Source organism: Salinispora cortesiana (assembly GCF_000484695.1).
In the GTDB taxonomy this organism is placed as follows: Bacteria; Actinomycetota; Actinomycetes; order Mycobacteriales; family Micromonosporaceae; genus Micromonospora; species Micromonospora cortesiana.
On sequence record NZ_AXVR01000041.1, the window covers coordinates 1 to 19,020 of the forward strand.

Here is a 19,020-nt window from a genome sequence, read left to right on the forward strand (position 1 = left end):
TGATGTTGCGGGTGATGGTGCTGTGGTTGGTGGTGAGGTTGCCGCCGGGGTTGACGAGGATGCCGCCGCCGTTGTCGTCGGTCTGTCCGCCGGTGATTTTGAGTTTGTTGAGGGTGAGGTCGCCGCCGGTGTTGATGGTGAGGATTCTGAATCGGTCGGTGGCGGCGGCGCGTTCGATGGTGGTGTGTTTGCTGCCGTTGAGGGTGATGGGGGTGGTGATGGCGGGGAGTCCGGCGCCGTCGATGTCGGCGGTGAGCAGGTAGGTGCAGTCTGTGGCCAGGTCGAGGGTGGCGCCGCCGCGGGCGTTGGCGAGGGTGATCGCGGCGATCAGGGCGTCGGCGTCGCAGGGCACCGGGGTGCCCGGCGGCTTCTTCTCCTTCTCTCCCTTGTTCTTGTCGTCGCGCTTGCCCTGGTCGCGCTTGCCCTGGTCGCGCTTGCCTTGGTCGTTCTTGCCTTGGTCGTTCTTGCCTCGGTCGTCGCGGGAGGGCTGGTGGAGTTTCTTCCCCGCGCGGTCGTCGGTGGTGAGGGCGCGTCCGATGGGGTCGGTGGCCGGGGTGGCGGCGACCCCGATGGCGGTGAGGGTCAGGCCGGTCACGCCGACCAGCCCGACGGCCCACCACCGCCGCCGGGACCAGGCCCGGTGTCCGCCAGGGCGGTGGTCCGATTCAGGTTCGTGAGTGTGGTCCTGATGGTTCATCGCGGTGTCGGTGTCCTTCCCCCGTGGGCGGCGAGGAGGCGCCCACCCGAGGACAGGTCAGGCGGTGCTCCTCGGCTACCGGGCCGGCGGTAGCAATCACTCCGCACGGTAAGCCGACATAAGCTGATATTTGAGGGCAAATGCGAAACAACTGCCCTTATCGGGCATGGTGTGGCTGATGATGCTCCGCAGGGGCAGCCCATTTCCCGAGCGCGGCAGGGGGCGCGACAGCGGGTCTTCGCGATACAGCGGGCGCGGCGGCGGTCTCGCTTGCCATAGCGGGCGCGACGGCGGGTCTCCGCTGGTCACGGGGGTGAGGTGGATGCTCGATAATCCGGGTGACAGCGGCGGTGCGGGCTGCCTACCCTGGCGAAGTTCCGTCAAAACTGCTTTGGGCCGCCGCCCAGGAGGGGAGAGATTTATGTTCCAGCCCGCGCCGAGCGCGCCTCGCTGCACCGTCCAGTCGTCCGTCTCCTGACGCCGCTCCCTCCGAGCGGTGAGTGACCGGACGTTTACCTTCCGGTGCCTGACTCAGCCACCCATGCCCGGCCCGCGTGTGCCACGACGGGTGGGGGCGAGGCTTGCTCGGCCTGCTCTTGCTGTCACTTTCGACATCTCAGCAAGGAGCACTCCGGGTGTCCAACACCAAGAAGACTCTCTCGCGTACGTCGCAGAACATCCTGAAGATCGGTACGTTCTCCTGCATTCGGTGCGGCCTCACCGTGTCCGCCGCCGCCGGGGACGGCGTCCGGCGCAATCACTGCCCGTCCTGTCTGCACTCCCAGCACGTTCACGATCACGTCGAGGGTGGCCCCAGTGACTGTCAGGGCCGGATGTCGCCGATCGCCATCGCCGTGCTCCGCACTGGCGACTGGGTGGTCATCCACCGCTGCGTACGCTGCGATGAGCTGACCTCCAACCCCGTCTGCGCCGACGACAACCAGCTCATCTTGATGCGTATCGCCGTGCGCCCACTGGCACAGCCCCCGTTTCCGCTCGAAACCTTCGGCGACCTCTGAAGTGACTGGAGGTATCGACGATGCCAAGGCGTAGCAGAAGCCCGTACGAGCGGGCGCGAGCCAACCGGCGGCCACAGCGACACAAGGATGTTCTGCACCGTCAGGGTGGGCATCGGGCGAACGATTTCCGATGCGTGGGCTGCCGGCTGGACGTTTCGTCAGAGGCGCCCGGCACCACGCACCGCAATCACTGCCCGAACTGCCTGGCCAGTCTGCACGTGGACCGGCGAATCCCCGGCGACCGGGCCGCGGACTGCCGCGGTCGGATGGAGGCGTTGAGCATGTCGGTGCGGCCCGACGGCGAATGGATGATCATTCACCAGTGTCACTCCTGCGGTGAGCTCAGCGCCAACCGGATTGCCGGCGACGACAACGCACTGATCCTCGTACGGTTGGCGGTCAAGCCGTTGCGGGATCCCGGCATCGCCCGGCGCATGTTTCTCGTACCGTGATTGACCGATCGTCAGCTGACCGTTGAGGTCGGTCGGCAGAGTGGGCTCGGCGAGCTGATCCTGACCAGTTCGGCTCGCCGAGCAGCCCCAACCCCAGGTCGACTCGCCGAACGAGCTTCTGCCACTTCGGACTGTCGGCGGATCGCCGCTACTCTGGCATGATGTCCCAAGACCAGCCGATGAGGGCGGAGTTGGCCCCGGTTCCCCGTTCGGGCGCGCGACTCGGGCAGGAGTACGACGAGTTTCGAAAAGCCGGAGACGTGCATCAGGTGCTGCTGCCAGACTCCTCCCTGGCCTGGCTGGTCACCAACCCGGAACTGGTCTCCCGGGCGCTGGCCGACCCCCGCCTGGCCCTCAACCGAAGGCACAGTCGGGGCGGTTGGTCCGGTTTCGCGCTGCCGCCGGCCCTCGATGCGAACCTGCTTAACCTGGACGCGCCCGACCACACCCGGCTGCGCCGCCTGGTCGGTCCGGCGTTCAGCCCGCAGCGGGTCGCCGCACTACGTCCCCGAATCCGGCGAACCGCCGAGCGTCTCCTGGACACCCTGGTCGCCGCGGGTAGCCCCGTTGACCTGGTCACCGGCTACTGCACACCGCTGTCCGTCCAGGTCATCGCCGATCTGCTGGGCGTACCGGAAGCTGGTCGCGCAGACCTGCGGACCTGGACCGACACGATGCTCACCAGCTACCCGCCGGACCGGGCCGCGATCCGGCAAACGGTCGTCGAACTGCACGGCTACGTCGTCAACCTGATCGCCGCGAAGCAGCAGCAACCCGGCGACGACCTGCTGAGTGCCCTGATCACCATCGAGCAGGACGGGGACCGGCTCACCCGGGACGAGCTCACCTCACTGGCCTTCCTGATCTTGTTCGCCGGGTACGAGAACACCGCCAACCTGATTGCCTCGACCGTGCTACGCCTACTCGACCACGGTGGAGTCCGCGAGGTGCAAATTTCCGACGCGATTGAGGAGACGCTGCGCCTCGACCCCCCTGCGCCCGCCGCCATTCGTCGGTTCCCCACCGAGGAGATGACCATCGGGGGCGCCACCATCCCGGCCGGCGACACCGTGCTGCTCAGCATCGCCGCCGCCACCCGGGGGGCGGACGGCAACGCCACGCGGCTCGCCTTCGGCAACGGCCCCCACTTCTGCCTCGGCGCCGCCCTGGCCCGCGTCGAGGCCGAGGAGACGCTGACCGTGCTGGCTCGGCGGCTGCCCGGTCTGGCGCTCGCCGTACCCGTGGCGCAGGTCCGCTGGCGCCCGACCTTCCGCACGCACGGCCCCGCCGAACTCCTGGTCACTTGGTGATGCGCGGGGGCTGACCCCGGTGGCGCGGGGTCGACCGGTGCTGCGGGTCGACCGGTGGTGCGGGGTTGCCCCGGTGGCATCAGCCACTGGCTGGCCAGCAGGAGTATTGTGCTACCTCGCAGGTAGTGGACAGCGAGAAGTCGGCGACGGACGATGCTGGGATGACCATGACGAGACCGGCCGTTGGGGTGATGCTGCGGGACTGGCGCCGTCGGCGCCGACTCAGCCAGCTTGAGCTCTCCATCCGGGCCGACATCTCCACCCGACACCTCAGCTTCCTGGAGACTGGCCGCTCGTCGCCGAGCCGGGAGATGGTGTTACAGCTGGCGGATCGGCTGGACCTGGCGTTGCGGGAGCGGAACCGACTGCTGTTGGCCGCCGGGTTTGCGCCGGTCTATTCCGAGAACGCGCTGGACGCTCCGCCCATGACCGTCATCCGTTCCGCTATTCGGCAGGTGCTCGATGGGCACGAACCGTACCCCGCCGTCGTTGTTGACCGGGGCTGGAACCTGGTAGCGGCCAACGAGAGTCTGTCGGTGCTCACCGACCTGGTGGCACCCCAGCTGCTCGTACCGCCGGCGAATGTCCTTCGGGCGAGTCTGCATCCGGACGGGCTGGCCCCGCACATCGTGAACCTTGGTGAGTGGCGGGGGCACCTGCTACATCGGCTGAGCCGGCAGGTGGAGTTCAGCGGCGACCCGGATCTGGCTGACCTTGAGGAGGAGTTGCGTGGCTACCCCGGCGGAACCCATGTCAACGGCCCGATGGCCAACGACATCGTGGTGCCGGTGCGGCTGCGACGAGGCGGCCGAGTGCTCAACCTCTTTACCACGGTGGCAACCTTCGGTACACCGTTGGACGTAACCCTCTCCGAGCTGGCGATCGAGTCGTTCTATCCCGCCGATGAGGAGACCGCGCGAGAACTGAGAAGCCGGCGCTCGGCTTCCGGCTGAACCGCTCGGCTTCCGGCCGAAGCTGGCCCTGTGGGTGGGAGCGATGGGGTCGGCGACGTTTCGTGGGTGGGGCAGGTCGACAGTCCGGTCGCCGAAAAGGGCTCACTACTTTGCAGGTAATCGACAGGGTGTTGTCGGGCTGTCACTGTCGAGCTATAGCGAGCGTACTGCCGGCGAGAGAGGCGATGCGTGCTCTCCTCCGGTGGCTTCGCCGAGCCACGGGATGTCGACAGGAGTGAATCGATGCCTGATTTTACCGTCGCGCAGGCCGCCGATCTCTTCCGCGCCCGGCCTGACCGCCTTATTGATGTGGGTCAGGGTCAGGTTGCGATCCGTAGTATTGGGGAAGGGCCGGATGTGCTATTCGTGCACGGATGGCCAGTCAGTGGGGCAACGTTCCGTAGCCTGCTGCCCTCTTTCGTTCCGCGCTTTCGATGTCACATTATTGATCTCGTCGGGGCAGGCGACAGTCGCTTCGACCGGACCGCTCGCATCGATGTCACCACGCACGCGGCGGCCCTGCGGCGCGTCGTGGACACCCTTGCCCTGGACGACGTGGCGGTTGTTGGCCATGACAGCGGTGGGCTCATCGCGCGATGTGCCCTGGCGGGGGATCCTCGCGTCCGCTCCTGGGGTCTGATCGACACCGAGCAGCCGCAGGGGGCCCACTGGCGCCTCTCGCTACTGTTCGCCACCCGTCACCTACCCGGATTCGAGCGTCTGCTCACGGCGGCGTTAAACAGCCGACTGCGGCGAAACCGGTTCGTTCTCGGCGACGCCTTTCATGACCGAAACCTGCTGGACGGAGACTTCGCAGAGTTCTTCCTGCGGCCTCTCAAGGAGAATGCTGATCTGCGTTGGGCCTTCGGCCAGTTCCCTCGGAACTTCGACTTCTCGGCTTTCGACGCTATCGCTGACCTGCATTCCCGCATCACCGTTCCCGTCCAGCTGGTCTGGGGCGCCGACGACCCCTACTTTCCGGTGGCCTGGACCCGCGCGATGATGTCCGGTTTTCGGGGTGCCGTTCGCCTGCACGAGGTTCGGCGCGGCAAACTCTTCGTCCACGAGGAGTTCCCCGAAGAAGTAGCGGCCGCGCTGACGCCCACGCTGGCCGTGCCCCGCCCCGACTCAGGAAGAGTCAGCCCTGATCCGACCACGCGCGGGTGACCAGCCGCGGTGGTCGTGGCCGGCGGCGGGAGGCTTTCCCCAGCCTCACCCGCCGCCGGCCACGAGCCAGCCGCAGTCAGGCCGAGGTTAGCTGGTCGGGAAGTTGTCGGGGGTGCTGATCCGGCTGCGGAGAAGATTGCCGGAGGCGGTGAGGTTCGATGTCCCGGAGAAGTTGCCGCTGTTGCAGGTTCCGGGGTTGAACGCTCCGCTGCCCTCGTTGGCGTCGGAGTAGGTCCAGTTCGCGTAGCCGATCTTCAGCTGGTCCAGCAGGTTGATCCAGGCGTTGGTGCTACCCACGTCGACCCCACCATCGCCGGTGTAGTCGACGGTGCCGAATTCGGTGACGAACAGCGGGAGTGTCGCCGCCGCACGCTGCACCTCGGCGCGGTAGAGGTCCTGGTGGGAAGCGGCGTAGAAGTGGAACGCGTACATGATGTTGCTGGCGTTGACCGGATTGTTGATGACCTCGTCGGCGTTGGATCCCTCGGAGACACCGAGCGAGGACCAACCGCGGGTGCCGACGATGATCACGGCGTCCGGATCGTTGGCCCGGATCACCGGGATGACCTGCTCAGCGTAGCTCTTGATGGTGCCCCAGCCGACCCCGTTGGGCTCGTTGGCGATCTCGTAGATGACGTTCTTTTTGTCGGCGTTGCGAGAAGCGACGGAGGCGAAGAAGGTCTTCGCTCGATCGATGTTGTACATCGGGTCACCCGGCGTCAGCGTGTGGAAGTCGATCATCGCGTAGAGACCCCGCTCCTCGGCCTCGTCCACGAGCTCGTTGACCCGGTTGGTGAACCACGGCGGGTTGGTCTCGTAGCCCCCCTCCTGCACGTACATGGCGATCCGGAACAGGTCAGCCCGCCACTCGTCGGCCAGCACGTCGAGCGAGGCGTCGTTGTAGCAGTTGTTGAACCACTGCAGGCCGTGGGTGCTCATGCCGCGCAGCTGGATCGGTTGGTTGTACTGGTTGCACAGGTTCACACCGCAGACGTACAGCTGCCCGTTGACCGCCAACGGGGTCTGGTCGTCGCCCGGGGGCGTGCTGCCGCCGCCGACCGTCCAGACCTGGTTGGGCTGGGTGCCGCCACCACCGAAGCAGTCCCAGATCTGGATCCGGGTGCCGTTGCCGGTGCCCCGCTCCACCGCGTCCAGGCACTTGCCCGACTGCGGGTTGGTGATGGTGCCGTCGCCGTTGACCTGCCAGTTCTGGGCTCCGGTGCCGTTACAGGTGTAGAGCTGCACCCGGGCGCCGTTGGCGGTGGACCCACCGGAAACGTCGAGGCACTTGCCGGTCTGTGGGTTGACGAAGGTGTTGCCGGTGCGGTTCCAGAGCTGGTTCCAGTTTGCGGTGCAGTCCCAGAGCTGGATCGGCGTGCCATCGGTGGTGCCGAGGTCCAGGATGTCCAGGCACCGTCCGCTGTCCTGGCCGACGATCGTGCCGCCGTCACCCGGCGGGGGCGGGGGGCTCGTTCCGATGTTCACATCAGCGGAGAAGTTGTTGACGGCCAGCCCGACGCCGCCGTTCCACGGTTCGAAGCCCGCCTGCAGGCTGGTCAGGTACCAGTCGTTGGTGACCTGGGTCCGCGCGACGACGTCGTTGATGAAGTCCTTGACGTTGAATGACCAGCTGTCGATGGTCGCCGGTGCGAGGTAGGAGACGACGTCGTTACCGCCGTTGTTCCCCTGCCAGACCTCCCAGTTACGTCCCCCCACCGAGGTGTTGCCGACCGGGCCGCCGATCGGCTGGATCGAGCCCTGTCGGTGGAACCAGATCATGATCTCCATCTGGCTCACCCCGTCGGTCTTCGGAGTCGGGTCCATCCAGATGTCGTAGGTGGCGTTGTAGGTGCCGCCCGCATACCCGTAGCTGATCGCGGACGGGACGCTGCTGACCTGGCTCAGCTGCGCGGGCAGGTTGGTCCCGGGTGAGCAGTTTTGGTAGTGACAGCCGAGCACCACCGACGGGTAGGAGAGCGGCGGTCCGGAGGTGGAGGTGGACCCCTGCTGCGAAGTGATCTGGAAGCCACTGTTGGTGGTTTCGATGCACTGCTCGGCGGCGCTGCCCCAGCGGTTGTTCTGAACGATGTACTTGTCCTGGATGGTGGTTGTGCCGTACTGCTCACAGATCGTCGCGGCTTGTGCCGGTGCTGCGGCGACCAGTGCGGCGGTGGCCGTGACCGCGAGTACGGCCAGCGCCTGCAACAGGCGTCTCATGCCTTACCTCCTCGTTTCGGGGGTGCCCTTGGGAGCGCTCCAACCAACGGCACGTACCGATGTAACCATGTCGCGTCGGGATCGAGAAGAGCTGATGAAACTTGTTTCAGGCGTGTGTCGTGCGGGGTCTGGCCGTCATCAACGCTGATCTGTTCCGCTCATCGGACTTCTGCAATGATGTCCGGGCGAATCGCGCGAACTCGCGCGACGGGGGCGGAGGTATGACAGTGGGATCGCGCCGATGACCACGGTGGTTGACGTTCGGCAGGTGACGGTCCGGTATGGCTCGACGCTGGTTCTGGACCGCATCGACCTCCAGGTTCCCGAGGGCGGCGCCGTCGCATTGGTCGGCGAGAACGGGGCCGGAAAGTCCACTCTGCTGCGATGCGTCACCGGTCTGCAGGAGCCAACCGTCGGCGACGTCTCCGTCTTCGCGGCGGTGCCGGGTCGCGGTGCGGAGTTCTGGCGACAGGTCGCCACCACAGTGGAGTCACCGAGCTGGTACCAGGGCCTGACCGTGCGGGAACATCTCGACCTGGTCCGGGTGGTCAACGGCGGCGACCCCGACGATGGACACATCGCCGAGCTCTGCGTAACCCTCGGCCTGGCCGGGCTCTCCGACAGCCTGCCCAGCACCCTCTCCTCCGGGCAGCGGCAGCGCTTCCTGCTTGCCGCGACCCCCGTGCGGCCCAGCCGACTTCTCGTCCTGGACGAGCCCGAGCAACGCCTCGACACCCGGATCAAGGGTGCGGTCGCCGCACACCTGCGCTCGTACGTGGCGTCCGGTGGCACGCTCGTCATGGCCAGCCACGACGACGGGTTCCGGGTCGGCGTCGGCGCCGGTGAGGTCGTACTCATCCGTCCGGAGGCGGAGTGACCTCGGTCGCGGCCCCGGTCCGGCCGGCGGCCCCGGCCCCGGTTCATGCCCGCCGCTGGATACGCCGCCGCCGGATCGCCGCCGAGGGCCGTGTCGACCTCAGCACTGTCTACGTCGTGACCCTCACGGTGCTGATGGCCGCCGCGCTGGTCGGGGAGCCGGTGGCGCGGGTGGTCTGGCCGTCGGAGGTGTCCGGCGACCCGGCGGTGACCCCGTTCGTCGCAGCGGTGGCTGCCCTCGCCGCCTTCTTCGTCCTGCTGCGCCAGCTCGGCCCGCTCTCGGTCAGCCGCAGCGACGCCACCTGGCTGCTGCTCGCGCCGATATCCCGGCGTTCCCTGCTCGCGCCGGCGCTCGCCCTCACCACCGTCGCCGCGCTCGTCGTCGGGGCTGGCATCGGGATCACGGTGACCGGGCGCATCGTCGCCCGCCCGGTCGAGCTCCTGGCTCTGTGGGCCGGTGGCCTCACCGGCGCGGCTGCGGCCGTCTTCGTGGCGTTGCTCGCCATTGCCGGCCAGCCGCGGCCCGCCGCGGCCCGTTTCGCTGACGGCGGCGGCGTCGCGGTCGGCGCGGGCAGCCTCGTCGTGGCCGCCGCGCTGAGCGCCACCGGCGGGCCGGGTCTGCCCGCCGTGCCGGTGCCGCCCCTGGTCGTGCTCGCCGCCGGTATCGCCGCCCTGGTCGTGGGGCTGTTCCTGGTCGGGTTGACCGGGCGGGCGGTGGAGAGGTGGCCCGCCGCGCCGATCGCCGAAGCATCGATCAACGCGGGCGCGTACGCCGATGTCGCGTACGCGGTCGAACCCTCCTACCTGGCCGAGATGAGTGCCCGCCGGTTCTGGCGCAGCCGGACCCGGGTCCGGACGACGCGGCTGCTGCCGACCCGCTGGCTGTCTCCGCTCATCGCCCAAGATCTGATCATTCTGCGTCGGAAGGCGCCGCGGCTCTGGTGGCCGGTTGGCGCGGTAGCCGTCCCGGTCTACCTCGCGGACGGTCCCGCCTGGCTGCTGCTCGGCGTGGTCCTGATCGGCGCGCTGGGCGCCGCCGGCTTCACCGGGGAGTCCACGCACAGTGACGCCGCGAACCCGGCGATGCTGCGGCTGCTCGGTCTCACGGGTCGTCAGGTGACCGCCGCGCGACTCGTGGTCCCCGCCGTCATCGCCGGTGGCTGGCTCGCGATCACCCTGGCCGTGTTGCAGGGCCTCGGGGCACTCACCGGGCCGTGGTGGGTGCTCGGTCTGTTGGCGGGGCCGGCCGTGGCGGCGGGTGCCCACCAGCGGGCGAAGGCGAGTGCCGCCTCGGTCGGCACCATCTTGATCGATACGCCGCTCGGGGCATTTCCGGCCGGAATGCTGCTCTGGCTGCTCAACGGGGTTGACGTTCTCGCCGTGCTGACCCTGCCGGTCTCGGTCGGGCTGGTGATGGTGCCGGCGCCGGAGGTGCTCGGTTGGCCGTGGCTGCTTGCCCAGGCGGTCAGTTCGGCGCTGGGGTATGCCCTGCTGGTGCGCTTGTCCTCCCGCGCCACCGGCTCGCTCTGACCGCGTCGGTTCGCTCTGGCCGCGTCGGTTGCGCCAACCGTCGACGACGGGCCGGAGCGGCGGAGTCCGGCTGAGTCGGGGGGCTACTCCTGATGCGGTCAGCCGGACTCCTGGCCGGTCAGCGGTGGCTGAACTTGTGGTCGATGTAGACGAGCGCATCGCCGACGGGGCGCTCCTCGCCTCCGCTTGGCTGATTGACCAGAGTGCCATCGACAGACATCGTGGTTGATCCACCGCCATCCAGGTTGACCGCGTTGTGCATGCCGAGCGCGGCGGCGACCGTGGCGGTCTCGGTCATGGTGGTGCCCACGCTGGTGGTCTGTCGACCATCGATGGTCACGAGCATGACTTTGCCGTCGAGGGTGGTTCCGGCGATGGTGCGCGGGTGGCGCGCGAAAAAGCCGTCCGAGTCGGTTGGCGCGACGACCTGCCCATCCTTCATCAGCCGGTAGCGGCCGTTCACGGCGAACGTCCCGGGGCGCAGCGGAACCTTCTTACCCGCCTCGTCCTGCAGGGAACTGGAGTGCTTCACGCAGCCCTGCGCCACGGCGAGCAGGTCCACCGTTTCCCGCCCGGTCGCCTGTAGGGAGGTCTGGTCCGGGGCGAGGGCCGTGCCGCGGGTGTTCGTGGTCCGGACCACGCAGCCTCTGCGGTCGAGGACGACCTCGACACCTGGACCGGACGGCGTGCTGGCGGCGAACTCCGGCGTGAAGCGCACCGTGTCGCCGGAGTCGGCGCACTGAGTCGGGTCTGGAAGCTCAGTGCAGGCGTCCGGGACAACCGGCGGGTGGTTGATGTACTCCAGCGGGAGGCTGGTCTTGGCCTGGGTGTTGCGGATGCTGCCGGTCCACTGCAGCTGGCCCATGAGCATCTTGTGATTCTTGGCGTCGAGAACCAGATCTGCCTCCGCGGCGTCACCGGTGGGCTCGCTGAGCAGCTGCCCGCCGTATACCCCCAGGCCAACGGGGTCGCCGGGATACTCGGCGCTGGCGGTGAAGGTGAAGAAGGAGGCGTTTACTCCGGCCAGCGCGCCAGACTCGCGGACGAGGTCGGTGGTCTTTTCGACTCCGGCCAGGTCGGGTCCGTAGGTAGCGGCGAGGTGCCCCCGGCTCTGCCTGGGGTCGATCGCCAGAACGTTGACCACCCACGGTCCACGGGGGGTGTCGCCGATCTGGTCGACCGGCGCCGGCTCGGTGCCACGGACGATCCGGGTCAGCGTGACACCCTGGGTGAGCGTCTCGATGCTGCGACTCTCCGCCAGGTCGGAGTCGCCGAGGGGCAGGGTTGCCTCGTTCGCCGAAACCGGCGTGGGGGTGGCGGTGAGTCCAAGCAGGGCCGCTCCAAGCAGGGCTGTCGCCACGGTGGCCGCAGCGCGGCGTGGGTACTGAAAGCTGTTTATATCCGTTGCCATCCATGCATGCTGTACGGCGTCGGAAAGAGCCACAAGGGTAAGGGGGTGAAAGGCGTGCTAAAGGCTGGTTAGCGGCAGGTGAGCTGGTTTAGAAGGGTTGCGGCGCCACCCACTTAGCCGGACAAATAGCTACCAGCCGCTAAATTGCTCGAATTACCTGAAGTGGGCGTATGGTTATGCTTCCTGGTCTTGCTGATTAACCGATGGCGTTCCCATGCTTGGTCTGATTTCTGTGGGCGAACGGACGACCAAATGCGCGACGATCGGTCAACCCGGGCCAACCGAATAGGGCGGTATAGTTTCCGGCTAACCTGTGGCAGTACTCCCATGGAGAGTGTCGATGGAAGAATCCGAGGATCCGCGCCCTTACCGTGTCGTGGTGAACGACGAAGAGCAGTACTCGATCTGGCCCGACGGGTCGGAGCTTCCGGCCGGATGGCGCACGGTGGGCTTCAGCGGCGATCGCGCCAGCTGCCTCGCGCACATCGACGAGGTCTGGACCGACCTGCGCCCACGCGGGCTGCGCGAGTGGCTGGAGACCCAGGGCTGACCCGTGCCGCACCGCAACCGCTGCGGGCGTACCGGGAAACCGGGGCGCCCGCAGCGACTTATTTCGGCCCACCGTCACTTTCTTCGCCCGCGGTACTTTCATGTGACATGGGGTCAGGAGATGGTTACCAACGTTCCGAAAATCGCGGATCACCCGCCGGCTGGCCGCTAATGATCCAGGCCAGCGACGGTTGGTTGACAGAACCTGAAATCTTCTCGTAGTTTCTTCCCATCTCCGGCCCATGAGTTCCACTCAAGGCAGGGCCGGCGGAATTGCCATCCTCCGTTCCACTGCTTCTGTAGCTGTCTTTCGGTGTTGTGACGCGAAGGAGTGCACAGTGTGGGCAGGGCCCCTCGACACCGTCAACGACCCGACACCCACCACCGCAGTCGGCGACACCGTGCCGGACCTCGTGGCCGCCGCGGCGCGGCGGCAGCCGAATACGGTCGCGGTGGCCGATGGTGACGGGGAAACGCTCACCTACCGTGAGCTGATCGAGCGGGCCGACACCCTGGCCCACCGGCTCGTCGCCGGGGGCATCCGCCCGGACGAGCCGGTGGCGGTGGTCCTCCCCCGCTCGGTGGAGCTCGTCGTCACCCTGCTCGCCGTGCTCAAGGCCGGTGCTGCGTATCTGCCGCTTGACCCGGCCGACCCGCCAGCGCGGATTCGGCAATTGCTCGCCGTTGCCGGGGACCCGCCGGTACTGGCTGCCGGCGAGGTGCCCGGCGCCGGGCGATTGTTCCGCCTGGACCAGCTCGGTGCGGCCAGAGCAACGGGAGCCGCCGCGTCGCCGGGAGCCGCCGCGTCAACCGGTGCCGCGCCGCGGCGGCTGCACCCCGCCGGCCTCGCCTACATCAACTTCACCTCCGGCTCGACCGGCACGCCGAAGGGGGTCGCCGTTGCCCACTCCGCCGTGGTTCGCCTGGTCCATCAGCCTGGCTACCTGCGCCTGGGGCCCACCGAGACAGTCCTTCAACTCGCTCCGGTCGCCTTCGACGCGGCGACCCTGGAGATCTGGGGCGCGCTTTCCAACGGGGCCCGGCTCGTGCTGGCCCCACCCGGTGCGCTGGAACTCACCGGGCTGGCTCGGCTGCTCCGCCAGGAACGGATCACAGTCCTTTGGCTGACCGCCGGGCTCTTTCACCAACTGGTGGAGTTTGACCCGGACTGCCTCGCCGGGGTCGGTCAGCTCCTCGCGGGCGGGGACGTGCTCGCCCCGGAGGCGGTCCGCCGGGCACTGCGAGTGCGCGACGGGGCAGTCCTGATCAACGGATACGGGCCAACCGAGAACACCACCTTCACCTGCGTGCACCCGATGACCGATCCGGAGGCGGTGCCGAGCCCGGTGCCGATCGGCCGGCCGGTGCCCGGGAGCACCGTGTACGTTCTCGATCCGGCCGGACGGCAGGTGCCGGTCGGGGTCCCCGGCGAGCTGTACACCGGCGGTGCCGGAGTCGCCCGGGGATACCTCGGTCGCCCGGGGGCCACGGCGGCGGTATTCCTTCCCGACCCGTTCGACCCTCGCCCGGGGTCCCGGATGTACCGCACCGGGGACCGGGTCCGCTGGCGGCCGGACGGCACCCTCGACTTTCTTGGTCGAATCGACGAGCAGGTGAAGATCCGCGGGTTTCGGGTCGAGCCGGGCGAGGTCGCGGCGGCGCTGCGGGCCCACCCCGCCGTTGGGGACGCCGCTGTTCTGGTTGACGGGGAGGGGGAACGGCGCCGGTTGCTGGCATATCTGACCCCCCGTCCCGGCGCGCCGGCCCCGACCTCCCAAGAACTGGCCGGGTACGCGGCCGACCGGCTCCCGGCCCACCTCCGACCAAGGGCGTACCTGGTCCTTCCCACGCTGCCCCTGACCCGTAGTGGCAAGATCGACCGGCGGGCGTTGCCCCGGCCGGAGCCGCCCGCGGCTCGGCCCGGTACTGAAGTGACCGATCCGGTCCAGGTGCGTCTGGCGGCCCTCTGGGCCGAGCTCCTCGGTAGCAGCCCCTCCGCCCCGGACGACGACTTCTTCGCGCTGGGCGGGAATTCCCTGCTCGCCACTCGGCTGACCTTCGTCGTCGCCGACCGGTTCGGGGTGGACCTGCCGGTACGCCTCGTCTACGAACACCCGACCCTCGCCCGGCTGGCCGGCGTCCTCGACGAACAGGCCGGCGCGCGGCCGGTCCACACCGGGATCCGTCGATCGGCGGATGGACCGACGGCAGCGCGGTTCGGTGCGGGTACGAGCACCGAAGCCCACCTCCCGCCGACGTCGCTGAGCCAGCGCCGATTGTGGATGCTCGATCAGCTGGCGCCGGGAGCGGCGACCTACCACATCGCCTGGGCGGTCGAGCTGACCGGCCCGCTCGACGCGGCCGCGTTGGAATCAACGCTGGGCTGGCTGGTTGACCGGCATGAGACCCTCCGGACCCACTTCACGTCGGTCGACGGAGAACCAACCCAGAAGGTCGTGCCCGCCGCGCCGGTTCGGCTGTCGGTTGTGGATGCCGCCTCCGATGATGCCGAGCGAGAACTGGTGGACGCGGCGGCCCGGGAGCCCTTCGACCTGGCGGCCGGCCCGTTGGCCCGGTTCGGGCTCGTCCGACGGAGCCGTGGGAAGCACATTCTCACCGTCGTGGTGCACCATAGTCTCGCCGACGGTTGGTCGTTCGGGATCCTCTTCCGGGAGCTGGCCGCCGGGTATGCGGCAGCGGTCGCCGGTGCCCGCCCCGACCTGCCCGCACCGGAGGTGCGGTACGCGGACTTCGCGGTCTGGCAGCGGGAGCGGGCCGACCGTGGCGCCTTCGAGGCCGACGTCGACTTCTGGCACGCGGAGCTGGCCGGCGCCCCGACCCTGCTCGAGCTCCCCGCCGACCGGCCCGGTCCGGCTGAGCAGTCCGACGCCGGCGGCGAGGTGGTATTCGACGTCCCCGACGAGTTGACCGCCCGGCTGCGGGCGAGCCAGGATGGCACCCTGTTCACCCGGCTCCTGGCCGGCTTCCAGACCCTCCTGCATCGGCTCACCGGGGCCGACGACCTGTTGGTAGCGGTCCCGGTGGCCGGGCGCACCCGACCCGAGACCCGGAACGTGGTGGGCTTCTTCGCCAACACCCTCGCCCTGCGGGCCCGCTTCGCCGACCGGTCCAGCTTCGCCGATGTCCTCGCCCAGGCCCGGGCCTCGAGCATCGCCGCACAGACGCGGCAGGACGTGCCCTTCGACCAGATCGTGGACCGGCTCGCCCCGACTCGCAGCCTCGCCCACAGCCCGCTGGTGCAGGTGATGTTCGCCCTCGACGAGCCACCGCCGGAGGCCACGTCGGCGGGGCTGCGGATCGCCCCCCAGCTCTGGGAGAACGGCACGGTCAAGTTCGACCTCACCCTCACCGTGGAGGACCGCCCCGAAGGGCTGCGCGGTCGCCTCACCTACCGCACCGATCGCTTCGAGGCGAACCGGATCCGCGATCTCGCGCAGCGGTACCTCACCCTGCTCGCCAACGCCCTCGACCGGCCCGGCATCCCCGTCCGCGAGCTGCCTTTGCTCGACCCGGCCGAACGGGCGCGGATCCTGCGGGACGGCAACGACACCGAACTGCCCCTACCTGACGTGGCCAGCGTCGGTGAACTACTCGACCGGTTTCCACCGGCCGACCCGGTCGCGGTCGCGGTCACCGGCCCGGACGGCGCACTGTCCCACCGGGACCTCGCCACTCGCGTCAATCGCCTCGCCCACCTGCTGCGTGCCCACGGTGTCGGCCCGGATGTCCCGGTTGGACTCTGCCTCGGCCGGCACACCGACCTGGTGGCCGCGCTCCTCGCCGTCTGGCGGGCCGGCGGTGGGTACCTGCCGCTCGACCCGGCATTGCCCGTCGGTCGGTTGGCCACCGTGCTGGCCGACGCGGCTCCGCCGGTGCTGCTCACCGACCCTGCCGGGATACCCCTGATCGGCGATGCCATCGCCACTGCCGGCACCACCCCGGTGGTGCTCCGGGTCGACCAGCTCGACCCAGACCTGCCGACCGACCCGCCACCGGTCGTCGGCCACCCGGACGGCCTCGCCTACCTGCTCTACACCTCCGGTTCGACGGGTGCACCCAAGGGCGTCGCGGTCACGCACCGCTCGGTGATCAACCACCTGGTCGGCTGTCACCGGCTGTTCGGGCTCACCGCCGACGACCGGGTCGCGGCGATCACCACCCCGGCCTTCGACATCTCCGTGGTCGAGCTGGTGCTGCCACTGTTGGCCGGGGCGCGCGTCGAGATACTGGACGCGGCGACGGCCCGAGACGCCGTACTGTTGCGGGCCGCCTGCGTGCAGCGGGGTGTCACCGTCCTCCAGGCCACCCCGGCGACCTGGCGGATGCTGGTTACCGCAGCCGGCGTACCGGCCGGGGTGCGGTTGCGGATCAGCGGTGGCGAGGCGCTGACCCGCGACTTGGCCGACACGTTGCGCGCCGACGGTGCCCGGGTTGTCAACGGGTACGGGCCGTCGGAGACCACCGTCTACTCCTCGGCGGGGCCGGTGGGAGAAGACGGGCCGGTCGACCTGGGGCGTCCCCTCGCCAACACCCGGATCCAGCTGCTCGACTCCGCCGGCCAGCCCGTCCCAGACGGTGTGATCGGAGAGATCCACATTGGCGGCACCGGAGTGGCCCGGGGCTACCACGGTGACCCAGCCCGTACCGCGGCCCGGTTCCGCCCCGACCCGTTCGGCCCGATCCCCGGCGGACGGCTCTACGCCACGGGCGACCTGGCCCGTCGGCTCCCGAACGGGCGTCTTGTCTACCACGGCCGCGCCGACCAGCAGGTCAAGGTGCGGGGCTTCCGGATCGAACTCGGCGAGATCGAGTCAGCGCTGCGCGACCAGCCCGGCATCCGGGATGCCGTGGTAACCACCTGGGGAGCCGACTCCGACGTCCGGCTCGCCGCGTACGCGGTCACCGAACCCGCCGCCGCTGACCCGGCATCGGTCTGGCCGGCGCTCCGCGCTGGTCTGGCCCGGCGGCTGCCGGAGTACATGGTGCCGGCCACCCTGGTCCTGCTCGACACGCTTCCCCGCACCGCGAGCGGCAAACTGGATCGACGGGCGTTGGCCGAGCCCACCTGGCGGGAGACCACCGGGAGTGGCCCGACCGCCCCCCGTACCCCGGTCGAAGCGCAGCTCAGCGCGCTTTGGCAGGACGTGCTCGGCCGCACCGAGGTCGGCGTGCACGACAACTTCTTCGCCCTGGGTGGACACTCCCTCACCGCGACCCGGCTGATCGCCCGCATCCGCGCGACCTTCGGTGTCGAGCTGGCGCTGCGGAGCCTCTTCACCGCGCCCACCGTCGCCGAACTCGCGGTCCAGATCGCCGCCGCGGGCTCCCCCGGGACACCGCACCGGATCGGTCCTGCCGATACCAGCCCCAAGCATCTGCTCGCCTCGCTCGACGACCTCTCGGACCGCGAGGTTGACGAGCTCCTGGAAAGTCTGATCGCCGAGGAGGGCGTATGAATAGGCGCAGAGAACGTGTGGTCGTCGTCGGGGCCGGCCTGGCCGGTTCGCTCGCCGCGCTCTACCTCGCCCGCCAGGGCCACGAGGTGGATGTCTTCGAGCGACGTCCGGACCCCCGTTCCGCGCTGGCCCGACCAGAGGGTCGGTCGATCAACCTGGGGCTATCCGCCCGAGGCATGCGGGCGCTGGACGGGGTGGGGCTCCTTGCCGACGTACTCAAGCACAGCGTGCCGATGCGCGATCGGGTGGTGCATTCGCCCGATGGTGGAGTACGCGTCCAGCCGTACGGGGTACGCGAGCACGAGATTCTCCACTCGGTACTCCGGGAGGAGCTGATCTCACTGGTGGTGACCGCCGCCGAGGCCGAACCGGGGGTGCGGTTTCACTTCGATCGCCTTCTGACCGGCCTGGATCGGGAGAACGGCACCGTACACGTCACGCCCACTGCCGGCGGCGAGCCGACAACAGCCACCGCGGACCTGATCGTCGGTGCCGACGGGGCTTTTTCCACCGTTCGGCAACAGCTGCAGCACGGGCTGCGCGCCAACTACGCCCAGGAGTTTCTCCCCTGGGGATACAAGGAGTTGACCATCCCGGTGGGTGCCGACGGTCAGCCCCGGGTCCGGCTGGAGGCGCTGCACGTCTGGCCCGGTCACGAGGCGATGATGGTCGCTCACCCCAACCGGGACGGCTCGCTGACCTGCACGCTCTTCATGGCGCACGAGGGTCCGGTGAGCTTCGCCGCCCTCGACACCCCGACGGTGGTGCGGGACTTCTTCCGCCGGCGCTTTCCCGACGCGGAGGAGCTGATGCCCGACCTGGTCCGGGACATCGCCGAGCACCCGGTCGGGCACCTGGTCACCGTGCGGACCGCTCCCTGGCGGTACGCGGACCGGGTGGTCCTGATCGGTGATGCCGCACACGCTGTCTACCCGTTCTACGGCCAGGGCATGAACTCGGCCTTCGAGGACTGCGTGGTCCTCGACGACTGCCTCACCGCCCACTCCGACCGGGCCACCGCGCTGGCCGCGTACGAGGCAGCCCGGAAGCCGCACACCGACGTGCTTGCCGACCTGTCCACCACGAACTTCGAGGACCTACGAGATCGGGTGCACCGGTTCGGCTACAGCGCCTCCGCTGCCGCCGATCGACTGCTGGCCCGGCTGTTGCCGCAACACTGGGTGCCGTTGTACGCGATGGTGGCGCACAGCACCATCCCGTACGCCGACGCGCTGGCCCGCGCCAACCGTCAGAACCGCATCCTGCGCCAGGCCGGCGCCGGGCTCGTCCTGGCCATCGGCCTTGCCGTCACCGCCGGCGCCCGCCGCGTCGGTCGTCGTAGCGCGATCGGGCGGTGAGGGC

Annotated in this window: 12 protein-coding genes and 1 pseudogene; 10 read left to right on the forward strand and 3 right to left on the reverse strand. The window is 69.1% G+C overall.

Annotation, left to right across the window (positions count from 1 at the left end; all coding sequences use genetic code 11):
* Window positions 1-697 (reverse strand): annotated as a pseudogene (locus K228_RS0117300) (right-handed parallel beta-helix repeat-containing protein); the annotation flags it as partial.
* A gap of 635 nt (window positions 698-1,332) precedes the next feature.
* Here K228_RS0117300 and K228_RS0117305 point away from each other — a divergent pair.
* From K228_RS0117305 to K228_RS0117325, 5 genes are all read left to right on the forward strand, one after another.
* Window positions 1,333-1,716 carry an RNHCP domain-containing protein gene (locus tag K228_RS0117305; RefSeq protein WP_025619566.1) on the forward strand — a complete coding sequence of 128 codons (384 nt, stop codon included), beginning with the start codon at window positions 1,333-1,335 and terminating at the stop codon, window positions 1,714-1,716.
* A gap of 20 nt (window positions 1,717-1,736) precedes the next feature.
* Window positions 1,737-2,168: an RNHCP domain-containing protein gene (locus K228_RS0117310; RefSeq protein ID WP_025619567.1), complete on the forward strand. Its 432-nt coding sequence runs from the start codon at window positions 1,737-1,739 to the stop codon at window positions 2,166-2,168.
* A 161-nt stretch (window positions 2,169-2,329) separates the two neighbouring features.
* Window positions 2,330-3,478, forward strand: a complete 1,149-nt coding sequence (locus K228_RS0117315; RefSeq protein WP_033777039.1) for a cytochrome P450 family protein — start codon at window positions 2,330-2,332, stop codon at window positions 3,476-3,478.
* A 125-nt stretch (window positions 3,479-3,603) separates the two neighbouring features.
* Window positions 3,604-4,431, forward strand: a complete 828-nt coding sequence (locus tag K228_RS0117320) for a helix-turn-helix domain-containing protein (protein ID WP_025619569.1) — start codon at window positions 3,604-3,606, stop codon at window positions 4,429-4,431.
* A 243-nt stretch (window positions 4,432-4,674) separates the two neighbouring features.
* Window positions 4,675-5,598: an alpha/beta fold hydrolase gene (locus K228_RS0117325; RefSeq protein WP_025619570.1), complete on the forward strand. Its 924-nt coding sequence runs from the start codon at window positions 4,675-4,677 to the stop codon at window positions 5,596-5,598.
* Window positions 5,599-5,685: 87 nt separating this feature from the next.
* On the opposite strand, the gene K228_RS30425 is transcribed toward K228_RS0117325, so the two are convergent.
* A complete protein-coding gene (locus K228_RS30425) occupies window positions 5,686-7,815 on the reverse strand; it encodes a cellulase family glycosylhydrolase (RefSeq protein WP_025619571.1) in 2,130 nt (709 codons plus the stop codon).
* Between the two features lie 241 nt (window positions 7,816-8,056).
* Between K228_RS30425 and K228_RS0117335 the strand changes: the two genes are divergently transcribed.
* On the forward strand, window positions 8,057-8,692 hold the full coding sequence (locus K228_RS0117335; protein WP_025619572.1) for an ABC transporter ATP-binding protein: 636 nt from the start codon (window positions 8,057-8,059) through the stop codon (window positions 8,690-8,692).
* Window positions 8,689-10,221 (forward strand): DUF6297 family protein, encoded by a 1,533-nt coding sequence (locus tag K228_RS0117340; protein WP_025619573.1) that lies wholly within the window; start codon window positions 8,689-8,691, stop codon window positions 10,219-10,221. Before K228_RS0117335 ends, K228_RS0117340 begins: the two co-directional genes overlap by 4 nt.
* A 118-nt stretch (window positions 10,222-10,339) precedes the next feature.
* On the opposite strand, the gene K228_RS0117345 is transcribed toward K228_RS0117340, so the two are convergent.
* Window positions 10,340-11,581, reverse strand: coding sequence for a phosphodiester glycosidase family protein (locus K228_RS0117345; protein ID WP_025619574.1), 1,242 nt, complete (start codon window positions 11,579-11,581; stop codon window positions 10,340-10,342).
* A 391-nt stretch (window positions 11,582-11,972) separates the two neighbouring features.
* Here K228_RS0117345 and K228_RS0117350 point away from each other — a divergent pair, with 391 nt between their 5' ends.
* The 3 genes from K228_RS0117350 (at window position 11,973) to K228_RS0117360 (ending at window position 19,016) form a co-directional block, all read left to right on the forward strand.
* Window positions 11,973-12,182 (forward strand): MbtH family protein, encoded by a 210-nt coding sequence (locus K228_RS0117350; RefSeq protein WP_025619575.1) that lies wholly within the window; start codon window positions 11,973-11,975, stop codon window positions 12,180-12,182.
* 337 nt (window positions 12,183-12,519) lie between these two features.
* The gene (locus K228_RS0117355) at window positions 12,520-17,658 is read left to right on the forward strand and encodes a non-ribosomal peptide synthetase (protein ID WP_025619576.1); all 5,139 of its coding nucleotides are present in this window, start codon (window positions 12,520-12,522) and stop codon (window positions 17,656-17,658) included.
* The gene (locus K228_RS0117360) at window positions 17,655-19,016 is read left to right on the forward strand and encodes an FAD-dependent oxidoreductase (RefSeq protein WP_025619577.1); all 1,362 of its coding nucleotides are present in this window, start codon (window positions 17,655-17,657) and stop codon (window positions 19,014-19,016) included. Before K228_RS0117355 ends, K228_RS0117360 begins: the two co-directional genes overlap by 4 nt.
* Window positions 19,017-19,020 lie beyond the last annotated feature (4 nt).

What these genes read in the sequence shown, in the direction of transcription:
- K228_RS0117310 (WP_025619567.1), top strand. Translation starts at nt 1,737, where the DNA reads ATGCCAAGGCGTAGCAGAAGCCCGTACGAGCGGGCGCGAGCCAACCGG.
- K228_RS0117315 (WP_033777039.1), top strand. Translation starts at nt 2,330, where the DNA reads ATGTCCCAAGACCAGCCGATGAGGGCGGAGTTGGCCCCGGTTCCCCGT.
- K228_RS0117325 (WP_025619570.1), top strand. Translation starts at nt 4,675, where the DNA reads ATGCCTGATTTTACCGTCGCGCAGGCCGCCGATCTCTTCCGCGCCCGG.
- K228_RS30425 (WP_025619571.1), bottom strand. Translation starts at nt 7,815, where the DNA reads ATGAGACGCCTGTTGCAGGCGCTGGCCGTACTCGCGGTCACGGCCACC.
- K228_RS0117335 (WP_025619572.1), top strand. Translation starts at nt 8,057, where the DNA reads ATGACCACGGTGGTTGACGTTCGGCAGGTGACGGTCCGGTATGGCTCG.
- K228_RS0117350 (WP_025619575.1), top strand. Translation starts at nt 11,973, where the DNA reads ATGGAAGAATCCGAGGATCCGCGCCCTTACCGTGTCGTGGTGAACGAC.
- K228_RS0117360 (WP_025619577.1), top strand. Translation starts at nt 17,655, where the DNA reads ATGAATAGGCGCAGAGAACGTGTGGTCGTCGTCGGGGCCGGCCTGGCC.